Origin of the sequence: Methylomicrobium lacus LW14 (assembly GCF_000527095.1) — a bacterium.
Classification (GTDB): domain Bacteria; phylum Pseudomonadota; class Gammaproteobacteria; order Methylococcales; family Methylomonadaceae; genus Methylomicrobium; species Methylomicrobium lacus.
In genome coordinates, this window is record NZ_AZUN01000001.1 from 183,269 (window position 1) to 198,845 (window position 15,577).

Here is a 15,577-nt window from a genome sequence, read left to right on the forward strand (position 1 = left end):
CCTATAAAATGAAGTTATTTCTGATGGATTGCATTGTGATAGGGTTCGACCGAAAGCAGTGGCAGCGTGACCGTGAATGTCGATCCCGAGTTTTCCGCGCTGGTGACGCTGATGCGGCCGCCGTGCGCCTTCAGGATGGATTTGGCCATCGGCAAGCCGAGGCCCGTGCCGTCCTCGCGGGCATGGAGGGCATTCTGGCTGCGGAAGTGGCGCTTGAAAATGCGCTCCAAATCCTCGGCCGGTATGCCTATGCCCTGATCGGTCAGGCTGAAACTGGCTTCGTTTCCGTCCACCCGCAAGGCGACCGTGATGCACCCTCCGGGATTCGAGTAGCGGCAGGCATTGTCGCCCAAAATGAACAGCACCTGCCTAAGCCGTTGTTTGTCGCCGCGCACCCGCACGGGGCCGGCAGATGCATCCAGGGCAACAGAAATCGACTTTTCCTCGGCCATCACCTGAAAATCCTCGACCACGCTGGTCACGAGTTCGGACAGGTCCACGCTATCCCATTCAAATTGCAGGTTGGCGGTTTCGGTACGGGCCAGAAACATCAGATCGTTGACGTATTTTCCCAATTGCATGGACAACTCGACGATGCGCTGCAAGGCGTCTTTGTATTCCTCGGCCTCGCGTTCCTGTCCGCGCAGGGTCACTTCGGCCTCACCGCGTATCACGGTGATCGGCGTGCGCAGCTCGTGGCTGATGTCGGCTAAAAACTCCCGCCGTGCAATGTCCATACTTTTTAATTCTTCATTTAAGCGGTTCAGTTCGAAAGTCCGTTCAGCCACTCTTTTTTCCAGCACCGCGCGTCCCTCGCGCAGTTTATCTTGCTGAACTTTCAACTCCTCAGCCATTTGATTGAAGTGGCTGGCGAGATAGGCGAATTCATCGCGGGTATCGAGATCGATGCGATGATCCAAATTACCGGAAGCGATTTCGTCGGTGCCCTTCATCAAGGCTTCGATGGGTTTCCTGACGCCGCGAAGCAGTAATATGCCGGAGGTGAGGCTGAACAGCGCGGCAAGCAGTGACGCCAGGATGGCGACCCAACGCGAGTGCGTCACCAAATCTTCCAGCTCTTGCTTGGCTTTGCCGGCTTTTTCGCGTTCGGCGCTGATCGCCGCATCGATCAGCGGCTGGAATCTTCCGTCGATTTCTTCTTCCGAGAATTTCGACAGTGCCTGCACCGCCTTTTCGATCTGGCCCTGCTGGCGCAGGCGCTCGACTTCGTCGAAGCGGTATTCGCTGGCATCCAGGAAGGCGGTGAAATGGGCGACTCTTTCCAGTTCGGCGGCTTGCGGCGTTCCATCGTTAGAGTGACTCTCCACGTCTGTCGTCTTCACCGCAGTGTTTCTAAGCGCCTGCATCGCTTCGTAGAGACGATGCTTGGAGGATTCCACGCCGGCTTCGGCAGTCGGGGCGGTCGTCATCAGCCTGTCCATGCGCTGTTTGAAATGGCGATAGGCTTCCTGGGACAAGCGCTCATAATGATCGAAAGCTTCATAGGCCGTTTGGCTGCGCTGAAAATAGCGGGCCACCTGGTTTGATCCCCAATACAGCGCGATGCCTAAAAACAACACGAAACAGAACGAAACGGCGATCGCAATGGCCAAACGGAAACGAAACATGCGTTCTAATTGGCGTCGTCGCTCTGATCCATCTGTTTTTCCATGGACCGTATGGCTTCCAGTTTTTCTCTTAGCAGGCGGTTTTCATCCTTCTTCGATCCCGTTGTCTCTTTCGGTTCCAGTTCGTCGGGAACCGTTTTATGTTTGCGCTCCACGGTGCCGAGTCTTCTTGACGGATTGCTCATACGTTTTAAGGCTTCCGTGTGAATGGCGACCAGTTTCCGCGTCCGGTCATCGTTTAGGCGGCCGGAGATCGAGCCAACCCCGTTCAGAATTCTGGGGATGTCGCCGCAGGCATCGGATAGCAGGCGTCCTATCATCAGGTGTAGCTGAATTCCTTCCCTGGAGGAGCGGGCATCTTTCTGCCGCTTCAGTATTAGCCGGCAGGTCTCGGCGCGTGACGAGGGGGATATATTGGCCATGGTCGCCCCGAAACCGAGCAGTTCGTCAAAGTCCGACTGTGAATAAGGGTCGTTATAGTTGTAATGGGTGGGGGTATAAGTGTTCCAGCCGGAATTGAACTCGGCGCAGCCGGTCAGCAGCAAAAGGCCGAGTACTAAGATTGTGTTGCGAATTGAAAGTAATGGCAGCATAGAGAGTGGTGTAGCGTATGGTTCAGGCGTCTTCGCTAATCGGTATTTGAACGCGGAGGCGGGCGCCCTGTTGATCTTGTCTTGCGTCGATCACATCGACCTTGCCCTGGTGGTTGGCGACATATTCCTTGACGATGGCCAGCCCCAGGCCGGGACCCTCGGCAGCATCGTCGCCTTCGGCGGCCTTGCCGCGGAAAAAAGGCTCGAATACATGCGCACGTTCGTCGGGCTCGATACCCGGGCCCTCGTCTTCGACTTCCAATTCCATCTGGGTGCCGGAATCGCGCAGCATGATGCGTATTTCGCCTCCCACGGGCGAATATTTCACGGCGTTCGACAGCAGCTCTTCGATAATGTTTCGGAGCTGTTCTTTGATGCCGGAAATTTCGATGGGCCTGACCAGCTTTTTCAGGGTAATCGATTTGGCCTGAAGCGGCGTTTCAAAATCCTTGATGACCGCTTCAAGCAGGTCCTTCATATTCACCGTTTGCTTACGTTTCAGTTCCGGCTTTACGTTGATTTGACTGTAACGCACCAATTCCTCGGATACCGTTTTCAGTTTTTCGACATCGGCGCTCAGACTCAGGGCAAGGGTCTGTTCCGCGCTGTCGGAGGCCTTATCCGCCTCGTTGACGAGCCGTTCCGTGCCTTCGCGGATGCTGGCTAACGGCTGCTCGATTTCGCGGGCCACGTTGTGCATAAACTGTTGTTTCGAAACTTCCAGTTCGATCAAATGCGTGCGCAGCCATTCCAGACGGTCGCCCAGGTAGCGCAGGTCCGCAGGGCCCGTCACGGTGATCGGTTGTTTGAGTTCTCCCGAACCCAGCCGGCGGATCGATACATCCAGTTGGCGCAGCGAACGCGACAGGATGACCAGCAGGGTCACGATGAAGATGAATGAGATGAACAGCAGGACCGCGGCCTTGATCAACAGCCCTTGTTCGAGGGATTCCGATTGCAGGCGCAATTCATTGAATTCATGATCGACGTGATTCTCGAATTCGCGCGACAGGGTATTGGAGGCTTCGCGCAGCCCCTGGAATGCCTCATCGACCGGCAAGCCGGGATTATCGTCAGCCGTCGAGCTGATGACCTGTTGATAGATCAGGTTTTCTTTTTCCGATAATTCGTTGACCAGCAGCGCGATCTTGTTCGCCACATTGAGTTTGAGCAGCTCGTTCAAGGCTTGTTTGAAAGATGCCCGCGCCGTTTCATACGATTCCCGTTCATACGGCTGGCGCAGGGCGGGGTCCGACAGCAGGATGAACAGCCGGGCCTTGCGTTCAATATCGGCGGTCTTTTGCAGTACCTGGCGTATGGTTTTGGTCTGTTCGAAGACCTGCGAATTGATGGTCCTGCCCAAGGCCGAGGTTTCGCGCATGCCGAAAGCCGCGTACAGCACGGCTAAAAACAGCGGAATCACCGCAATCACGAAGCCTAAAACGATCAAGGATTTTAATGATAGGCTTTTTTTGAATTTAATTTGGCTTAAAATGGCATTCAGTTTTTCCGATAGTGCCGAGGCAAATCTCGATACATCCGGTTTTTTGAAAATATCCAAAACAAAGTGGGTAATAAACTCTTTCATAATTTGACGTGTTTGATCGTCAAAAGTCCTTCTCCAACAATCACTATTTGGGATGGTGCGCTGGATGAAAATGCGCTTTCGGCATCGAAAAATCCGAGTGTGCATCCGGCACATTGACTGGCTAATCCGACCGAATAGCCCCTATTATACACATTTTGCATCGCATCGCTCGCCCACTTGAGCGCGTATCAGTTTGTTCCATATCCAACTTTTCCTAAGCTTATGAAGCCATTAACCTTATTTTTTATGATGGTAAAGGCGGTGCTGCTGGCGCTGGCCGGCTCGTCTCTTGGCCATGCCGGCGTCATCCCGGGATTGCCGGTACAAGGCAGCGCCGAGAGGCCCGTTCTGCTGCTTGAGCTCGGCAGTGAGCCGGCATCGAGCCGTGTTGACGATAAGACCGCGAGAGTGGTTACCGGCGAAATCTCTGGTCACGAAGGCGACACTTCGATTCAGACCGACAAGGATGAAATCAGTTCTTTGCATCCGGGTTTCGGCAGCTGGAAAGTCGGCTTTCGCTTCAAACTCGGCTCCGGCTTTCCGGCCGATTCGTACACTTTCTGGGCGCGCTGGCGGCAGGGCGGCGATCCTGCGGTCTGCGTGCAGACTTTCGAAGTCTGGGCCGGGCCCGATGCATCCAGGCTGGAGCTGCGCGGCTCTCTGTCGATGAAACCGAAGGGTTGGGATTACGCCTGGATAGCCGCGGAAACGCCGGTCGCTCTGAAGGCCGATGACGCGGTCATCGAGGTCAGGGATAGCGGGGCAGGGCATGATGCCAAGGTTTTCGACGCCTTTGTGCTGGCTTCGCCCTTGTCGGCGCTGCCGGCAAGCGGTACGGCAGATAAACCGGTGGTGTTGCTGGATTTAGGCAAGGCCCCCGCCTTTGCCGCCGCCGAAAAAAATAATACGCTGCAAGTCCAGCTTGGCGAGGGTACGGCCGGTTCCGGTGCCGCATCGATATTGACCGAAAAGGACGAGGTCCAGGTTTTTCACCAGGGCTTCGGCAGTTGGGATGCCGATTTTCGTTTCGCACTGAAGCCTGAGATTGCGCCGGGACAGTACCGTATGTTTGCCCGCTACAAAAGCGGCGGCGAGGTATCTCAGGTGGCGCAAAACTTCACCGTCAAGGCCGGGGCGCAGCCCGAGCAACTGGCGACACGCGGCGATTTCGTGCTGACCAATACCACGCCTTGGGAATATCAATGGCTGGAAGCCCCTGTTACGGTCACCGTATTGCCGGGCGATCACTGGCTGGAAATCCATAATACCGGCAAGGCGGATGGGGCCAAGGTCTTTGACGCTTTTTTGCTGAAGCTGGAGGCGCCGCTCGGCGACTGGATGAGCGCCGAACAAGCCCAGGCCAGAAATCGCTTTCTGGCATTGACCCAGCCATTGCCGGATGCCAAGCGGCGCCTGTATCTGCTCGATGGCAAGGGTGAAAAGGATGACATCCTGTTTCGGGGTCTGGCCTCAGATGCCGCGCGCGCCGGCTATCAAAAGCTGTCGGTAGCGTACCGGGTAGGGCAGGACGCCGATGGGCTGGCCCGCAGCCTGAATTTGCCGGGCTTGCCTGCCGCGGTGATGACCGACGATCATTACGGCGTGCTCGGCGTGTTGGCGGGGCCCGGCAGCGAAGCGGAGGTGGTCAAGTTTCTTGCCGATCCCGAAAAAGCCGGCACGATGCCGGCGCCGCCTGCGGTCACCTCCGATGAGCCAAAACCGCTGAAGGCCGGTGCGCCCGAAGCCTGGCTGGTGGGGGGATTGCAGGACGGCCTGGCAGGCGTTTCAATCGTCGGGCTGGATAGCGAGACCGTGCTGAGGCCGAATCCGGGGCAACCCTACCTGAGCCTGCAAATGATGGGCGGCAAGATGCTGACTTGGCATGCGGCGCCTACGCAAGCCGATGGCAGCGCCGACATCGAGGCCAGCACCGACCACGCCTACGGCTGGTCACGCGGCAGCGGCTATGCCCAGATTTACCTGCATGCCGATCAGGCCACGCAGGCGCTGCTGCATCTTAAACAATCCGGTATCAGAACCACGGCTTGGCTGGATGGCCAGCCTTTCGAATTGAGCGATGATCCGCACCCGCCCATCGGATCTTCATCTTCAATGGAAAAAATAAAAACCTTGCTGCACGGGTTGACCACCGAAGGCCTGGTCGCCACGGCAATGTCGGATCGACCCGAAGCGCCGCGAGTCGCCATGCTGAATCTGTCTCCGGGCTGGCATAGCCTGCTGGTAAAGCTGGTCATGCAGCATGATCAGGGGCAAAGGTTTTATTTCACCTCTCAGTTTACCGATGCCTCAGGCCGACCTCTGGATTCACTCAAGACGCAACTGACCGATCCCTCGGCCGATCCGGCGCTTAACCGCATCGCCGCAAGGTTGCGGCCGCTGATCTTCGTGGATGCGCCGGCCAATCTGCCGCATCCGGGCGATCCTATCAAGCTGAAGGTGGACATGCGCTGGCATCCGGTTCTGGAGGAAACGAGCTTGCCGGCGCCGCTGCCGCGTTTTCAGGCCAAATTGCGCTTGCGTCTGGTCGATTACGGCGGTAACGAGGTGGCGGTCAAGGAAGTCAGCGGCCTGTTCCCAGGACAGGTCGAAGTCGATTTCGGCAAGATCAACGAGGCCGGTTATTACGCCGTCTATCCGTCTTTCTATACGCCGGAAGGTCGATTGATCATGAATTATCCTGCGGACGGCTTTTCGGTTGTGCGGGGAGCTGCCGAGCAAAAGCGCCGTTTGGGCAAGAAAAAACTCTGGAATAACGACTATTACGCTCTGGCCGACGGCGACAAGAGCTTTCAGCAGGCAGGCGGCTATTTTACCTGGCTGGAGCGGATGGGGATTTACAAAAGCTACGGCAGCTATCCGGGGTTCGATCCGCAGTATCGGGCACAGTGGGAGAGGGCGAAGCAGCACGGTCTGGTCTTGTTTGCGGACTCTTCGGGCGATAGTTCCTGGCTGAACGACAATCCTGCAGACGGACAAAAATTCATCAACACCGCCGCAGAATTTACCCGCTTCTTCAAGGCGACCAACGAAATCGACATCCGCCGCGAGCCAGAATGGCAAAAGCTGCGCGAACCTTCGCACTGGGTGGAAAGGGCCAAGTGGGAGTTCGAACAGGCGCACAAAGCGCGCAGCGATGCCCATTATGTCGGCGGCAGCCTGGTGCGGCCGGGCGAGGAGGATTGGTTCAAACAGGTATTGCAACTGGGTTTGGAACGGTATCAGGACGCCTGGGATGTGCATGCCTATCCGCAAAAAGCGCCGCGTTTCGGCGGCCCGATCGGCAATGGCGACAGCGAGGACGAACGCGGCGTGCTGGCCGCTTACGCGGGCCTGGGCAAGAAAAACAGTTTACCTTTCTGGCTCGGCGAGACCGGCGCCAAGGCCATGCACGGCCTGACCGGACGCCGCTGGCAGGCCGAGCAGGCCGCGAAAATGATCGCCTGGGTCAATAGCCGCAGCGACTATTTGGGATTGGCGTTCTGCATAGGTCACGAATACGACCTGGCTTATGGCCGGATCTGGGATTATTCGATGGGTCACAAACCCGGCGAGGCAGCCCTCTATACGGCGGGCGCCCTGATCGACGGCTTGCCGTATCGAGCCGTCGATACCAAGGACAATGCTGTCCAGGCGGCTTACTTCGGCGACACCTTGATGATTTGGCGTACCGATGAGGTGAGAGGCCATTGGCCGCTGCGGCTTGACCCCGGTAAACGTTGGGTGTTGGTGGATGTGGTAGGGCATGCCCAGGAACTGCCGGTTGACGCCTCGGGTAACGCGAACATCCCCATCTCTGCCAGCCCGATTTATGTGTTGGAACGAGCCGATTATCAGCGGTTGACAGGTGGATAGGTAGGTAAGTGAAATTGTAAACTTGTCTGCGGTCTCACGGCGCGCGCTGGCCGAAATATCCACATCGAACAGGAGAGTTCGGCACAAACCCTCATTTAAAATTAACTAAATCCTCATCAAATCTTAATCAAACCTTTCGGTTTCCCCTCATGTTGTCTCTGTATTCTTAATGCCAACTTAGTGACTCGTGCGTAATGCAGGTCGCGATGGCTTTGGGAATTACTTCATTGAACACAGACAGGATAGGGGAGTAGCGAATATGCCGCTCGGTTTAGGCAACATCTTCAACGGACTCTTCAAGCAATATGGACACACGGTGATCCTATTGCTGCGGTTCATCGACATCGCCATGTTAATTGGCGCCGCTTGGGTTTCTCATTATTTTTGGCTGAGAGAGTTCGTCATCGATCAGGACTATCGGATCGTGATCGCGCTGGGCGTGTTGGCGGCCATCATCTTCTTCGAAATCGGCCAGGTCTACCGGCCTTGGCGCAATGATGCGATGCGGGGAGAAATCCCGCGCATCATCCGGGCTTGGGTATCCGCCATCGGGTTGGTGATTTCGATCGTCGCCCTGGTGCGTCTGCAGTTCTGGTTCGGTTCCAGTTATCGCTGGATCGCCACTTGGTGGGTGCTGGGATTGGTCGCCGTCCTGGCTGCACGCGGTCTGCTTTCCCAGGTGCTGCAATGGATGCGAGCTCACGGCTGGTCGCAGGGCCGCATCGTCATGGTCGGGTTGAACCAGATGGCGATTGCGGTCGGCCGTCAGTTGAGCCATTCATCCTGGGCCGGTTTACAGGTTATCGGTTATGTCGATGATCAGGCTGAAGGCCCGATCAAGGATGGCAATTTTTCACTGCCGCACCTTGGGAAAGTGGAAGACCTGGCGAATATCGTCAGCAAGGAAGCGATCGACGAAGTCTGGGTTGCGTTCCCCGGCGAAGCGCTGGCCGAACGCGTTCAGCATGAACTGCGGCATTTGCCGGTCAGTATCCGGCTGGTGATCGACTGTTTCGCCTTCAAGCAAAGCAAGTTCCTCAGCCTGAACACGGTCGCCGGCATACCGACGCTGGACGTCTCGGTTTCGCCTCTGCATGGCATCAACCGCTATATCAAGGAGATAGAGGACAGATTGCTGGCCTTCATCCTGTTGCTGCTGATCAGTCCATTGTTGTTATTCATCGCGATCGGCGTGAAGCTCAGTTCGCCGGGCCCTGTGTTTTATAAACAGGTCAGGGTGGGCTGGAACAACCGCAAGTTCACGATGTTGAAGTTCCGCTCGATGCCGGTGGACGCTGAAGCCAAGACCGGCGCGGTTTGGGCAAAGCCTGGCGAGAACCGGGCGACCCGGTTTGGCGGTTTCCTGCGCAAAACCAGCCTGGACGAGTTGCCGCAGCTGATCAATGTGCTGACGGGCGATATGTCTCTGGTAGGACCGCGTCCCGAACGCCCGGATTTCGTCGAAGTCTTCAAGGATCAGGTGCCGAATTATATGAAAAAGCACATGGTCAAGGCCGGCATCACCGGCTGGGCGCAGGTGAACGGCTGGCGCGGAGACACCGACCTGAACCGGCGTATCGAACACGATTTGTATTACATCCAGCATTGGTCCGTCTGGTTCGATCTGGAAATTGCACTGCGCACCGTTCTAACCGGTTTTATCAATAAAAATGCTTACTAAGGAAACCTTTGCCATGTATAGATCAATTTCCCTGATACCGGTCTTGCTGCTGCAGGCGTGCTCCTTGACGCCCGGCATGGAGATGGAAACCAACAGCCCCTTGTCGCATATCGAGGTTCCCACGATGAAGGACGGCAAGTTAGTCAAGGAAAAAGCGAAGATCATCCCGATTACCGCCGATCTGATTATCGAGCGGGAACATTCTAAACAACAGGGGATCAACACTCTCCCAACGGATAATGTTCCCACCACCGCCTATAAGATCGGCCCGCATGACAGGTTGCAAATCACGGTGTGGGAACATCCGGAGCTGAACGACCCGGGCAGCGAGAAAATCGACCCCGAGTTGGCGGGCAAAACGGTTCAGGATGACGGTACGCTTTATTACCCCTATGTGGGCGACGTTCCGGTCGGAGGGAAAACCGCCGCCGAGGCGCGGCAGTTGTTGACCGAAGGGCTTTCCAAATACTTCAAGGACGTCAAAGTCGATGTTCGGGTACTGTCATTCCAGAGTCATCGGGCGGCCGTCGTCGGCCAAGTCGAGCATCCGGGAGTCCTGTCCATGAATGAGACGCCATTGACCATTGCGGAAGCCATCAGCCGCGCCGGCGGCGTGAACGAGGAAGCCGATACGACCAACGTCACGTTGGCCCGCGATGGCAAGCTTTATAAGATCGATGTGTTGAAGTTATACGAAAAGGGCGGAGCCGACCAAAACCTGCTGCTCAAGGACGGCGACGTATTGAATATCCCCGACCGCCGGGACAATAAGGTGTTCATGATGGGCGAAGTCAATAAGCAGCAGGCCCTGCAAATCGGTAATGGCCAAAGAATGACGCTCTCGCAGGCGCTGGCGGAAGCGTACGGACTTGACTTCAATTCTTCACGTCCGGGAGAAATTTATGTGATCCGGCCGGGCGAGATGAAGCCGGAGATTTTCCAATTGGATGCGGAGTCGCCGGATGCTTTGATCCTTGCGGACCAGTTTCCCTTGCAAGCGCACGACACCGTTTTCGTGGGCACTGCGGGCGTCACCCAATGGTCGCGTGTACTTAACCAGATCCTGCCGTCATCTTTCACTTCGGTGATGTCGCGCGCCGCCTTCATGGGAATGTAATGGCATCAGAGAAAGAGAATTTCTTTTCACCTAATTGGGATATGGAAATGTATTCACAGAACGAAGCCACATTGTTACCGCCCTTGAGTCCGTCCCGGATCGAGGAGCATGGCGTCAGTATTCGAGATTATGTCGACCTGCTGATCGAAGGCAGAAAGACCATCCTGTTGGCTTTAGTGTCCGTACTGCTGGTGACGTCAGTCTATCTGGTGCTGGCGCCGCGTACATACAAGGCGGATGCGCTGCTCAGGATCGACAAGAACAAGGCGCTGCTTGCGGCTAACCTGCGCAGCGAAGCGAACAAGTCACCGTCCGAAGCCGAAAACCCCAGGGCGCAGCGCGAAGTCGAAATCTTGCGCTCCCGTTCGGTGCTGGGCAAAGTGGTGGAAAACCTGAACCTGACGGTGGAAACTTCGCCGCAGTATTTTCCGCTCATCGGTGAAACGCTGGCCCGTAAACATGACGCCCACGACGGCATCGCGGGGGCTTGGTGGGGATTTGGGAGCTGGGCCTGGGGCGGCGAAAAGCTGAAGGTCGCCACCTTCACGGTGCCTGATCGTTATCTGGACAAAGAGTTTACCTTGATCGCTTTGGAAGAAGGCCGTTTCCGCCTGCAGGGGCCGAAGGATCAGCTGCTGGCCGAAGGATCGATAGGCCAATCCCTCAGCGCCGACATCGGCGAGAGTGAGCCCGTGACCGTTAAGCTGACCGAGCTTGAAGCGCGTCCCGGCACGCATTTCGAATTGAAGCGAAATACCTCGTTGGCTGCCATCGAAACCTTGCAGAAGGCGTTTTCGGTCAAAGAGGTTTCGAAGGACACGGATATTCTCAGCGTCGAGCTGAAAGGCCGCGATCCGGAGCAACTGGCTAAATCGGTCAACGACATCGCGACTATTTATGTGAATGCGACGGTCAACTGGGAGTCCGCGGAAGCCGGGCAAAAACTGGCCTTCCTGGAAAGCCAGCTGCCGATCGTCAAAGAACGCCTGGAAAAAGCGGAGCAAGGCTTAAGCGCTTACCGGCAAAAGCATGGCGCGGTCGACATTTCCGCCGAGGCCGAGATATTGTTGAAGCAGGCCGCGGAAATGGAGACCTTAGGCATCCAACTCAAACAGAAGTACGACGAGCAAAGCCAGCGCCTGGAGTCGGCCCATCCGGACATGATCGCGACCAACTCGCAAATCAAGCACGTCAATGGCAAGCTGGCGGCTTTGAACAAGCGGATCAAGGATCTGCCGCGCACGCAACAGAGCGTGGTGAGTCTGTCGCGCGATGTACAGGTCAATACCGAGCTTTACACCTCGCTGCTGAACAGCGCCCAGGAACAGCGCATTGCCGCGGCCGGATCGCTGGGTAACTCCCGCATCGTCGATTTTGCGGTCACTCCGGAAAAGCCGTATTGGCCAAAACCCAGCCTGTTGTTAGCGATCGCGAGCTTGCTCGGCTTGAGCGCGGGTTCGGCTTTGGTGTTCCTCAGACACTCCTTGCAGCGCCACGACAATTATCCGGCCATGCTCGAATATCAGGTGGGATTGCCGCTTTATGCCGCCATCCCGCACAGCAAGAAGCAGCACAAATTGGGGCGTTTGCTTGGCCCGGGCAAGGAGCGCCAACCCGGCATCCTGGTCAGCCAGGACCCCTTGGATATATCCGTAGAGTCGCTGCGTAGCTTGCGTACCACGCTGGAAGCGACGATGGCGAGCAACGTCAGCAAAGTGATCATGATCAGCAGCCCGGCGCCTGGCATGGGCAAATCGTTTGTCAGTACCAATTTGTCGGCATTGCTGGCCAGCATCAAGAAGCGGGTCTTGGTCATCGATGCCGATATGCGCAACGGCCGTCTGCATGAAACCTTTTCGATCGACAAACAGCCGGGTCTGTCTGATCTGTTGGCCGGCACGGCCACGCTCGGCGAGGTGATCGTCAGTCTGCCCGAGGTCGGGATCGATTTGATACCGAAGGGCAGCATGGTGCTGAATCCTGCGGAATTGCTGGTGCTCGGCGAGCTGGCCGAAACCCTGGAACAATTGAAGGATTTTTACAACCATATCGTGATCGATTCGCCGCCGATTTTGGGGGCCACCGACGCTGCGATCCTCGGCAAGCAAGCCGATGCTACCTTCCTGGTAGTCAAGGAAGGCCGTTACACCGCGCATGAGCTGGAAGTCAGTTTCCGGCGCTTCCAACAGGTCGGCGTGAAACCGAACGGCTTCATCATCAACGACATGAAAGAAGGCTCTTCTTATTATCCTTATTACGGCTATGCCTACCAGAGTAGCGATCTGGAACCCAAAAGCGAGTCGGTATTGAAGGCAGGCTATGACGCGCTGGGCGGCTTGTTCGCTAAGCGCCAGCAGCGTGAGCGCGACTATCTGTCTGTCGAAGCATTCATCGACGACATAGACGATAACAAGATGCAGGTTTAAGCGATGCAGCTACGCTTCGAAAAGGATTTGCCGGTTTTACTGATCGCGCTGGTCAGCGCCTCGACGGTCGCATCGTTGCCTCAGGTCGAGTCGGCCTGGGCAGGGGTCAAGGAAGTCTATGGCGAGCAGGATTTCGGTTTACGTGTCCTTCGCGAGCTGATGCTGGTGGTGCTGGTCGCCTATGCGTTTTTTGAACCCCGCTTGCGGCGCGGGGCGATGATCAGTTCGGTGCTGGCATTTTTGAGCGTGGTCGCGACTTATGTCCTTTTTGAAGTGGGCTATGCCTTGTATCTGGACTTGCCCTTGGTCGTGCCGATGGCGGGCCTGCGCGTTTTCGAATACCTGCCTTTGGCCTTAATCGGCTTCGTGGTCAGCCGTTTGGGGGAGGGCAGTTATGTCATCTATAAGTTTGCGCAGTATTTGCGCTATTACATCGCGCTTCAGGCGGTTTTGGCGATCGCTCAGGCGTTGTGGGCGCCGCCTTTGTTCGGGGTGTCATTTTTGGGCGGCGGCCGTCCGTTCGGCACCTTTGTGAGCCCCAACCTGTTCGGCGCGACCATGGCCACTTGCGCCCTTTTGTTCGCTCTGGTTCCGGGCATGCGCAACTGGGTGGCCTTGAGCGTATTTTTGGCCTTGCTGAGCGGTTCGCGCACGGCCTTCATCAGTTCCTTGCTGGTGGTGTTTTTTCAGGTTTATGCGCTGCTGCGGCCGCGCGATCGCTGGGCTTTGATAATGCCGGCGCCGATACTTGCCGTGGGGGCGCTGCTCTTGGCTTCCAGCCCCTTGCTCAGCGGCCGTGACGATGCCAATCCGACCGAAGATGGCCGGATAGATTTGTGGCAGCGGGTGTTTGCGAGCTCCATCCATGATCCGATGGATTTGCTGTTCGGCTGGGGCTTGGGGCTCAGTTCCAATACCATCAATATCTTGTTCGGTGCGGAACATTTTCCAGGCCAGTTCGATTCCGACAGCCTGTATTTATTTCTGCTGAACGGTTACGGCCTGATTGGTTTGTTGGCGTATCTTTGTTTTTTATGGGCAACCACACGGATGTCCGTCCACCCGAAGAAAGGATTGGTGGTGATGTTCATCTTCGTCGCCGGGCTGACCTTCAATATGTGGGAATATTTTCCGCAAAATGCGATATTAATGTTTCTGTTAGGCCTGGTGTTGGGCACGGGTTCCAATTCCGCTCCCGTTTCGGCAACGGCCGGCCCGATCACCTCTATTCCTTATTACCAACGTCCATCCTGACAACGGGTCTTCAAATGAAAACTTCTCGGTTCGGTGGATTGAAACAAAGGCGATTGTTCGGCGATGCATTTTGGGCGTTGTTCGGACAATTGGCCTCGGCCTTGGCCTTGTTGGCGGGGACCAGAATTCTGACCGAACAGGTCACCCCGGCTGTCTACGGGCAAGTCGCGTTGTTGAACGGTTTTGTCGCACTGGGTGTTGCCGTTTTTTCTTATCCTTTCATTTGCGCCGGCATGAGAATGTTGCCGGAATGCCAAAATCCTGGAGAGCGTGCGGCATTGTATAAAGGAGTGACAAGCCTGGCGACGCGCTCGACGGCTCTGTCGATAGTGCTGCTGATGATAGGAAGCGCGGTATACAGTTATCTGACTCACACCGATATGGGGCTGTTCATGCTGGCAGGCATTCTGCTGGCGGTTACCGTGCGGCGCGAATTGGGTATCCAGTTGCTGATCGGCGAGCGTAAACAACGAGGGGCGAGCCTGCGCCAGACCTGCGACAGCATCCTGCGCCCATTGCTTGCGATCCTGCTGGTAGGGTGGGGCGGCGCCAAGGTGGAATGGGTGCTGCTGGGCTACATTGTGGCAAGCTGGATCTCGTCGATGACTTGGCCGTCGAAAGCCGATAAAAACCAGCGCTCCGGCAGATCACGCAGCAGTTTTAGACCTGATGTATGGGCTTATGCCTTGCCCTTGATTCCGATGGAATTGTTGTTTTGGGTGAACGGCTTGGCCGATCGCTATGTGATCGGCTATATGTTGACCGCGGCGGAGGTGGGGTTATATGCGGCGACTTATACGTTGGTCAACGAGGCGTTTAACCGTAGCGCGATGCTTTTGCTGCGTATCTTTCAGCCGGTTTATTTTCAGCATTGCTCACAAAACCAGTTCAAGGAAGGTTTTACTATCCTATGGGCATGGATAGCCTGTGTGGTCGCCTTGGGGCTTATCGGGGTGGGGCTGCTGCTTGTCATGAAAGACTGGGTGGCCGCTTGGGTGCTCGCAAAATCCTACCATTCGGCGGTCGAACTGATGCCGGCGATAGCGATCGGATGCGCGCTGCATGCTTTGGGCACCGTAGTGGCGCAACCGCTGCTGGCGAAGAAACGCACACGCCTATTATTGTTCGGACGGGTCTGCGGAGCGCTGACCGCCGCGATCAGCATTCCGCTGATGGTGAAAGACTTCGGTCTGGCCGGGGCCGCGATGGCGAATCCGATCTATTTCGGGGTTGAGGCGCTGGTTTTGGCCATGCTGGCGAGACCCTGGCGAAATATCGGCTCCGAGAAAAAGGAGGCATCGGGACTTGCCGAAGACGAAGCCGCAGGCATCAGGGTTACGGCCTGACCGTTATGTCAGCATTGATCAATTGATTTATTACTACTCACTTCTTAGTTAAGTGCTTATCCGGGGAGAAA

At 56.3% G+C, this 15,577-nt stretch carries 9 protein-coding genes; 6 read left to right on the forward strand and 3 right to left on the reverse strand.

The window, feature by feature from the left end:
- Positions 1-14 precede the first annotated feature (14 nt).
- Genes METLA_RS0100875 through METLA_RS0100885 form a run of 3 tightly spaced genes read right to left on the reverse strand, consistent with a single transcriptional unit; the run spans position 15 to position 3,671 of the window.
- On the reverse strand, positions 15-1,628 hold the full coding sequence (locus tag METLA_RS0100875) for a sensor histidine kinase (RefSeq protein ID WP_024296749.1): 1,614 nt from the start codon (positions 1,626-1,628) through the stop codon (positions 15-17).
- Between the two features lie 5 nt (positions 1,629-1,633).
- The gene (locus tag METLA_RS0100880) at positions 1,634-2,221 is read right to left on the reverse strand and encodes a hypothetical protein (protein ID WP_029646289.1); all 588 of its coding nucleotides are present in this window, start codon (positions 2,219-2,221) and stop codon (positions 1,634-1,636) included.
- 22 nt (positions 2,222-2,243) lie between these two features.
- Positions 2,244-3,671: a sensor histidine kinase gene (locus METLA_RS0100885; RefSeq protein WP_245598709.1), complete on the reverse strand. Its 1,428-nt coding sequence runs from the start codon at positions 3,669-3,671 to the stop codon at positions 2,244-2,246.
- Positions 3,672-4,031: 360 nt separating this feature from the next.
- Between METLA_RS0100885 and METLA_RS0100890 the strand changes: the two genes are divergently transcribed.
- The 6 genes from METLA_RS0100890 to METLA_RS0100915 all read left to right on the forward strand — a co-directional run bounded on the left by METLA_RS0100890 (position 4,032) and on the right by METLA_RS0100915 (position 15,506).
- Entirely contained in the window at positions 4,032-7,682 is a 3,651-nt protein-coding gene (locus tag METLA_RS0100890; RefSeq protein WP_024296752.1) for a hypothetical protein, read from the forward strand.
- 259 nt (positions 7,683-7,941) lie between these two features.
- Complete coding sequence (locus METLA_RS0100895; protein ID WP_024296753.1) at positions 7,942-9,363, forward strand: undecaprenyl-phosphate glucose phosphotransferase; 1,422 nt, start codon at positions 7,942-7,944, stop codon at positions 9,361-9,363.
- Between the two features lie 13 nt (positions 9,364-9,376).
- Complete coding sequence (locus METLA_RS0100900; protein WP_024296754.1) at positions 9,377-10,480, forward strand: polysaccharide biosynthesis/export family protein; 1,104 nt, start codon at positions 9,377-9,379, stop codon at positions 10,478-10,480.
- 47 nt (positions 10,481-10,527) lie between these two features.
- Positions 10,528-12,906, forward strand: coding sequence for a polysaccharide biosynthesis tyrosine autokinase (locus METLA_RS0100905; protein ID WP_024296755.1), 2,379 nt, complete (start codon positions 10,528-10,530; stop codon positions 12,904-12,906).
- A gap of 3 nt (positions 12,907-12,909) precedes the next feature.
- Positions 12,910-14,160, forward strand: a complete 1,251-nt coding sequence (locus METLA_RS0100910) for an O-antigen ligase family protein (RefSeq protein WP_024296756.1) — start codon at positions 12,910-12,912, stop codon at positions 14,158-14,160.
- Positions 14,161-14,174: 14 nt separating this feature from the next.
- Positions 14,175-15,506: a lipopolysaccharide biosynthesis protein gene (locus tag METLA_RS0100915; RefSeq protein WP_029646292.1), complete on the forward strand. Its 1,332-nt coding sequence runs from the start codon at positions 14,175-14,177 to the stop codon at positions 15,504-15,506.
- Positions 15,507-15,577: the final 71 nt, after the last annotated feature.

What these genes read in the sequence shown, in the direction of transcription:
- METLA_RS0100875 (WP_024296749.1), bottom strand. Translation starts at nt 1,628, where the DNA reads ATGTTTCGTTTCCGTTTGGCCATTGCGATCGCCGTTTCGTTCTGTTTC.
- METLA_RS0100880 (WP_029646289.1), bottom strand. Translation starts at nt 2,221, where the DNA reads ATGCTGCCATTACTTTCAATTCGCAACACAATCTTAGTACTCGGCCTT.
- METLA_RS0100890 (WP_024296752.1), top strand. Translation starts at nt 4,032, where the DNA reads ATGAAGCCATTAACCTTATTTTTTATGATGGTAAAGGCGGTGCTGCTG.
- METLA_RS0100895 (WP_024296753.1), top strand. Translation starts at nt 7,942, where the DNA reads ATGCCGCTCGGTTTAGGCAACATCTTCAACGGACTCTTCAAGCAATAT.
- METLA_RS0100900 (WP_024296754.1), top strand. Translation starts at nt 9,377, where the DNA reads ATGTATAGATCAATTTCCCTGATACCGGTCTTGCTGCTGCAGGCGTGC.
- METLA_RS0100905 (WP_024296755.1), top strand. Translation starts at nt 10,528, where the DNA reads ATGTATTCACAGAACGAAGCCACATTGTTACCGCCCTTGAGTCCGTCC.
- METLA_RS0100910 (WP_024296756.1), top strand. Translation starts at nt 12,910, where the DNA reads ATGCAGCTACGCTTCGAAAAGGATTTGCCGGTTTTACTGATCGCGCTG.
- METLA_RS0100915 (WP_029646292.1), top strand. Translation starts at nt 14,175, where the DNA reads ATGAAAACTTCTCGGTTCGGTGGATTGAAACAAAGGCGATTGTTCGGC.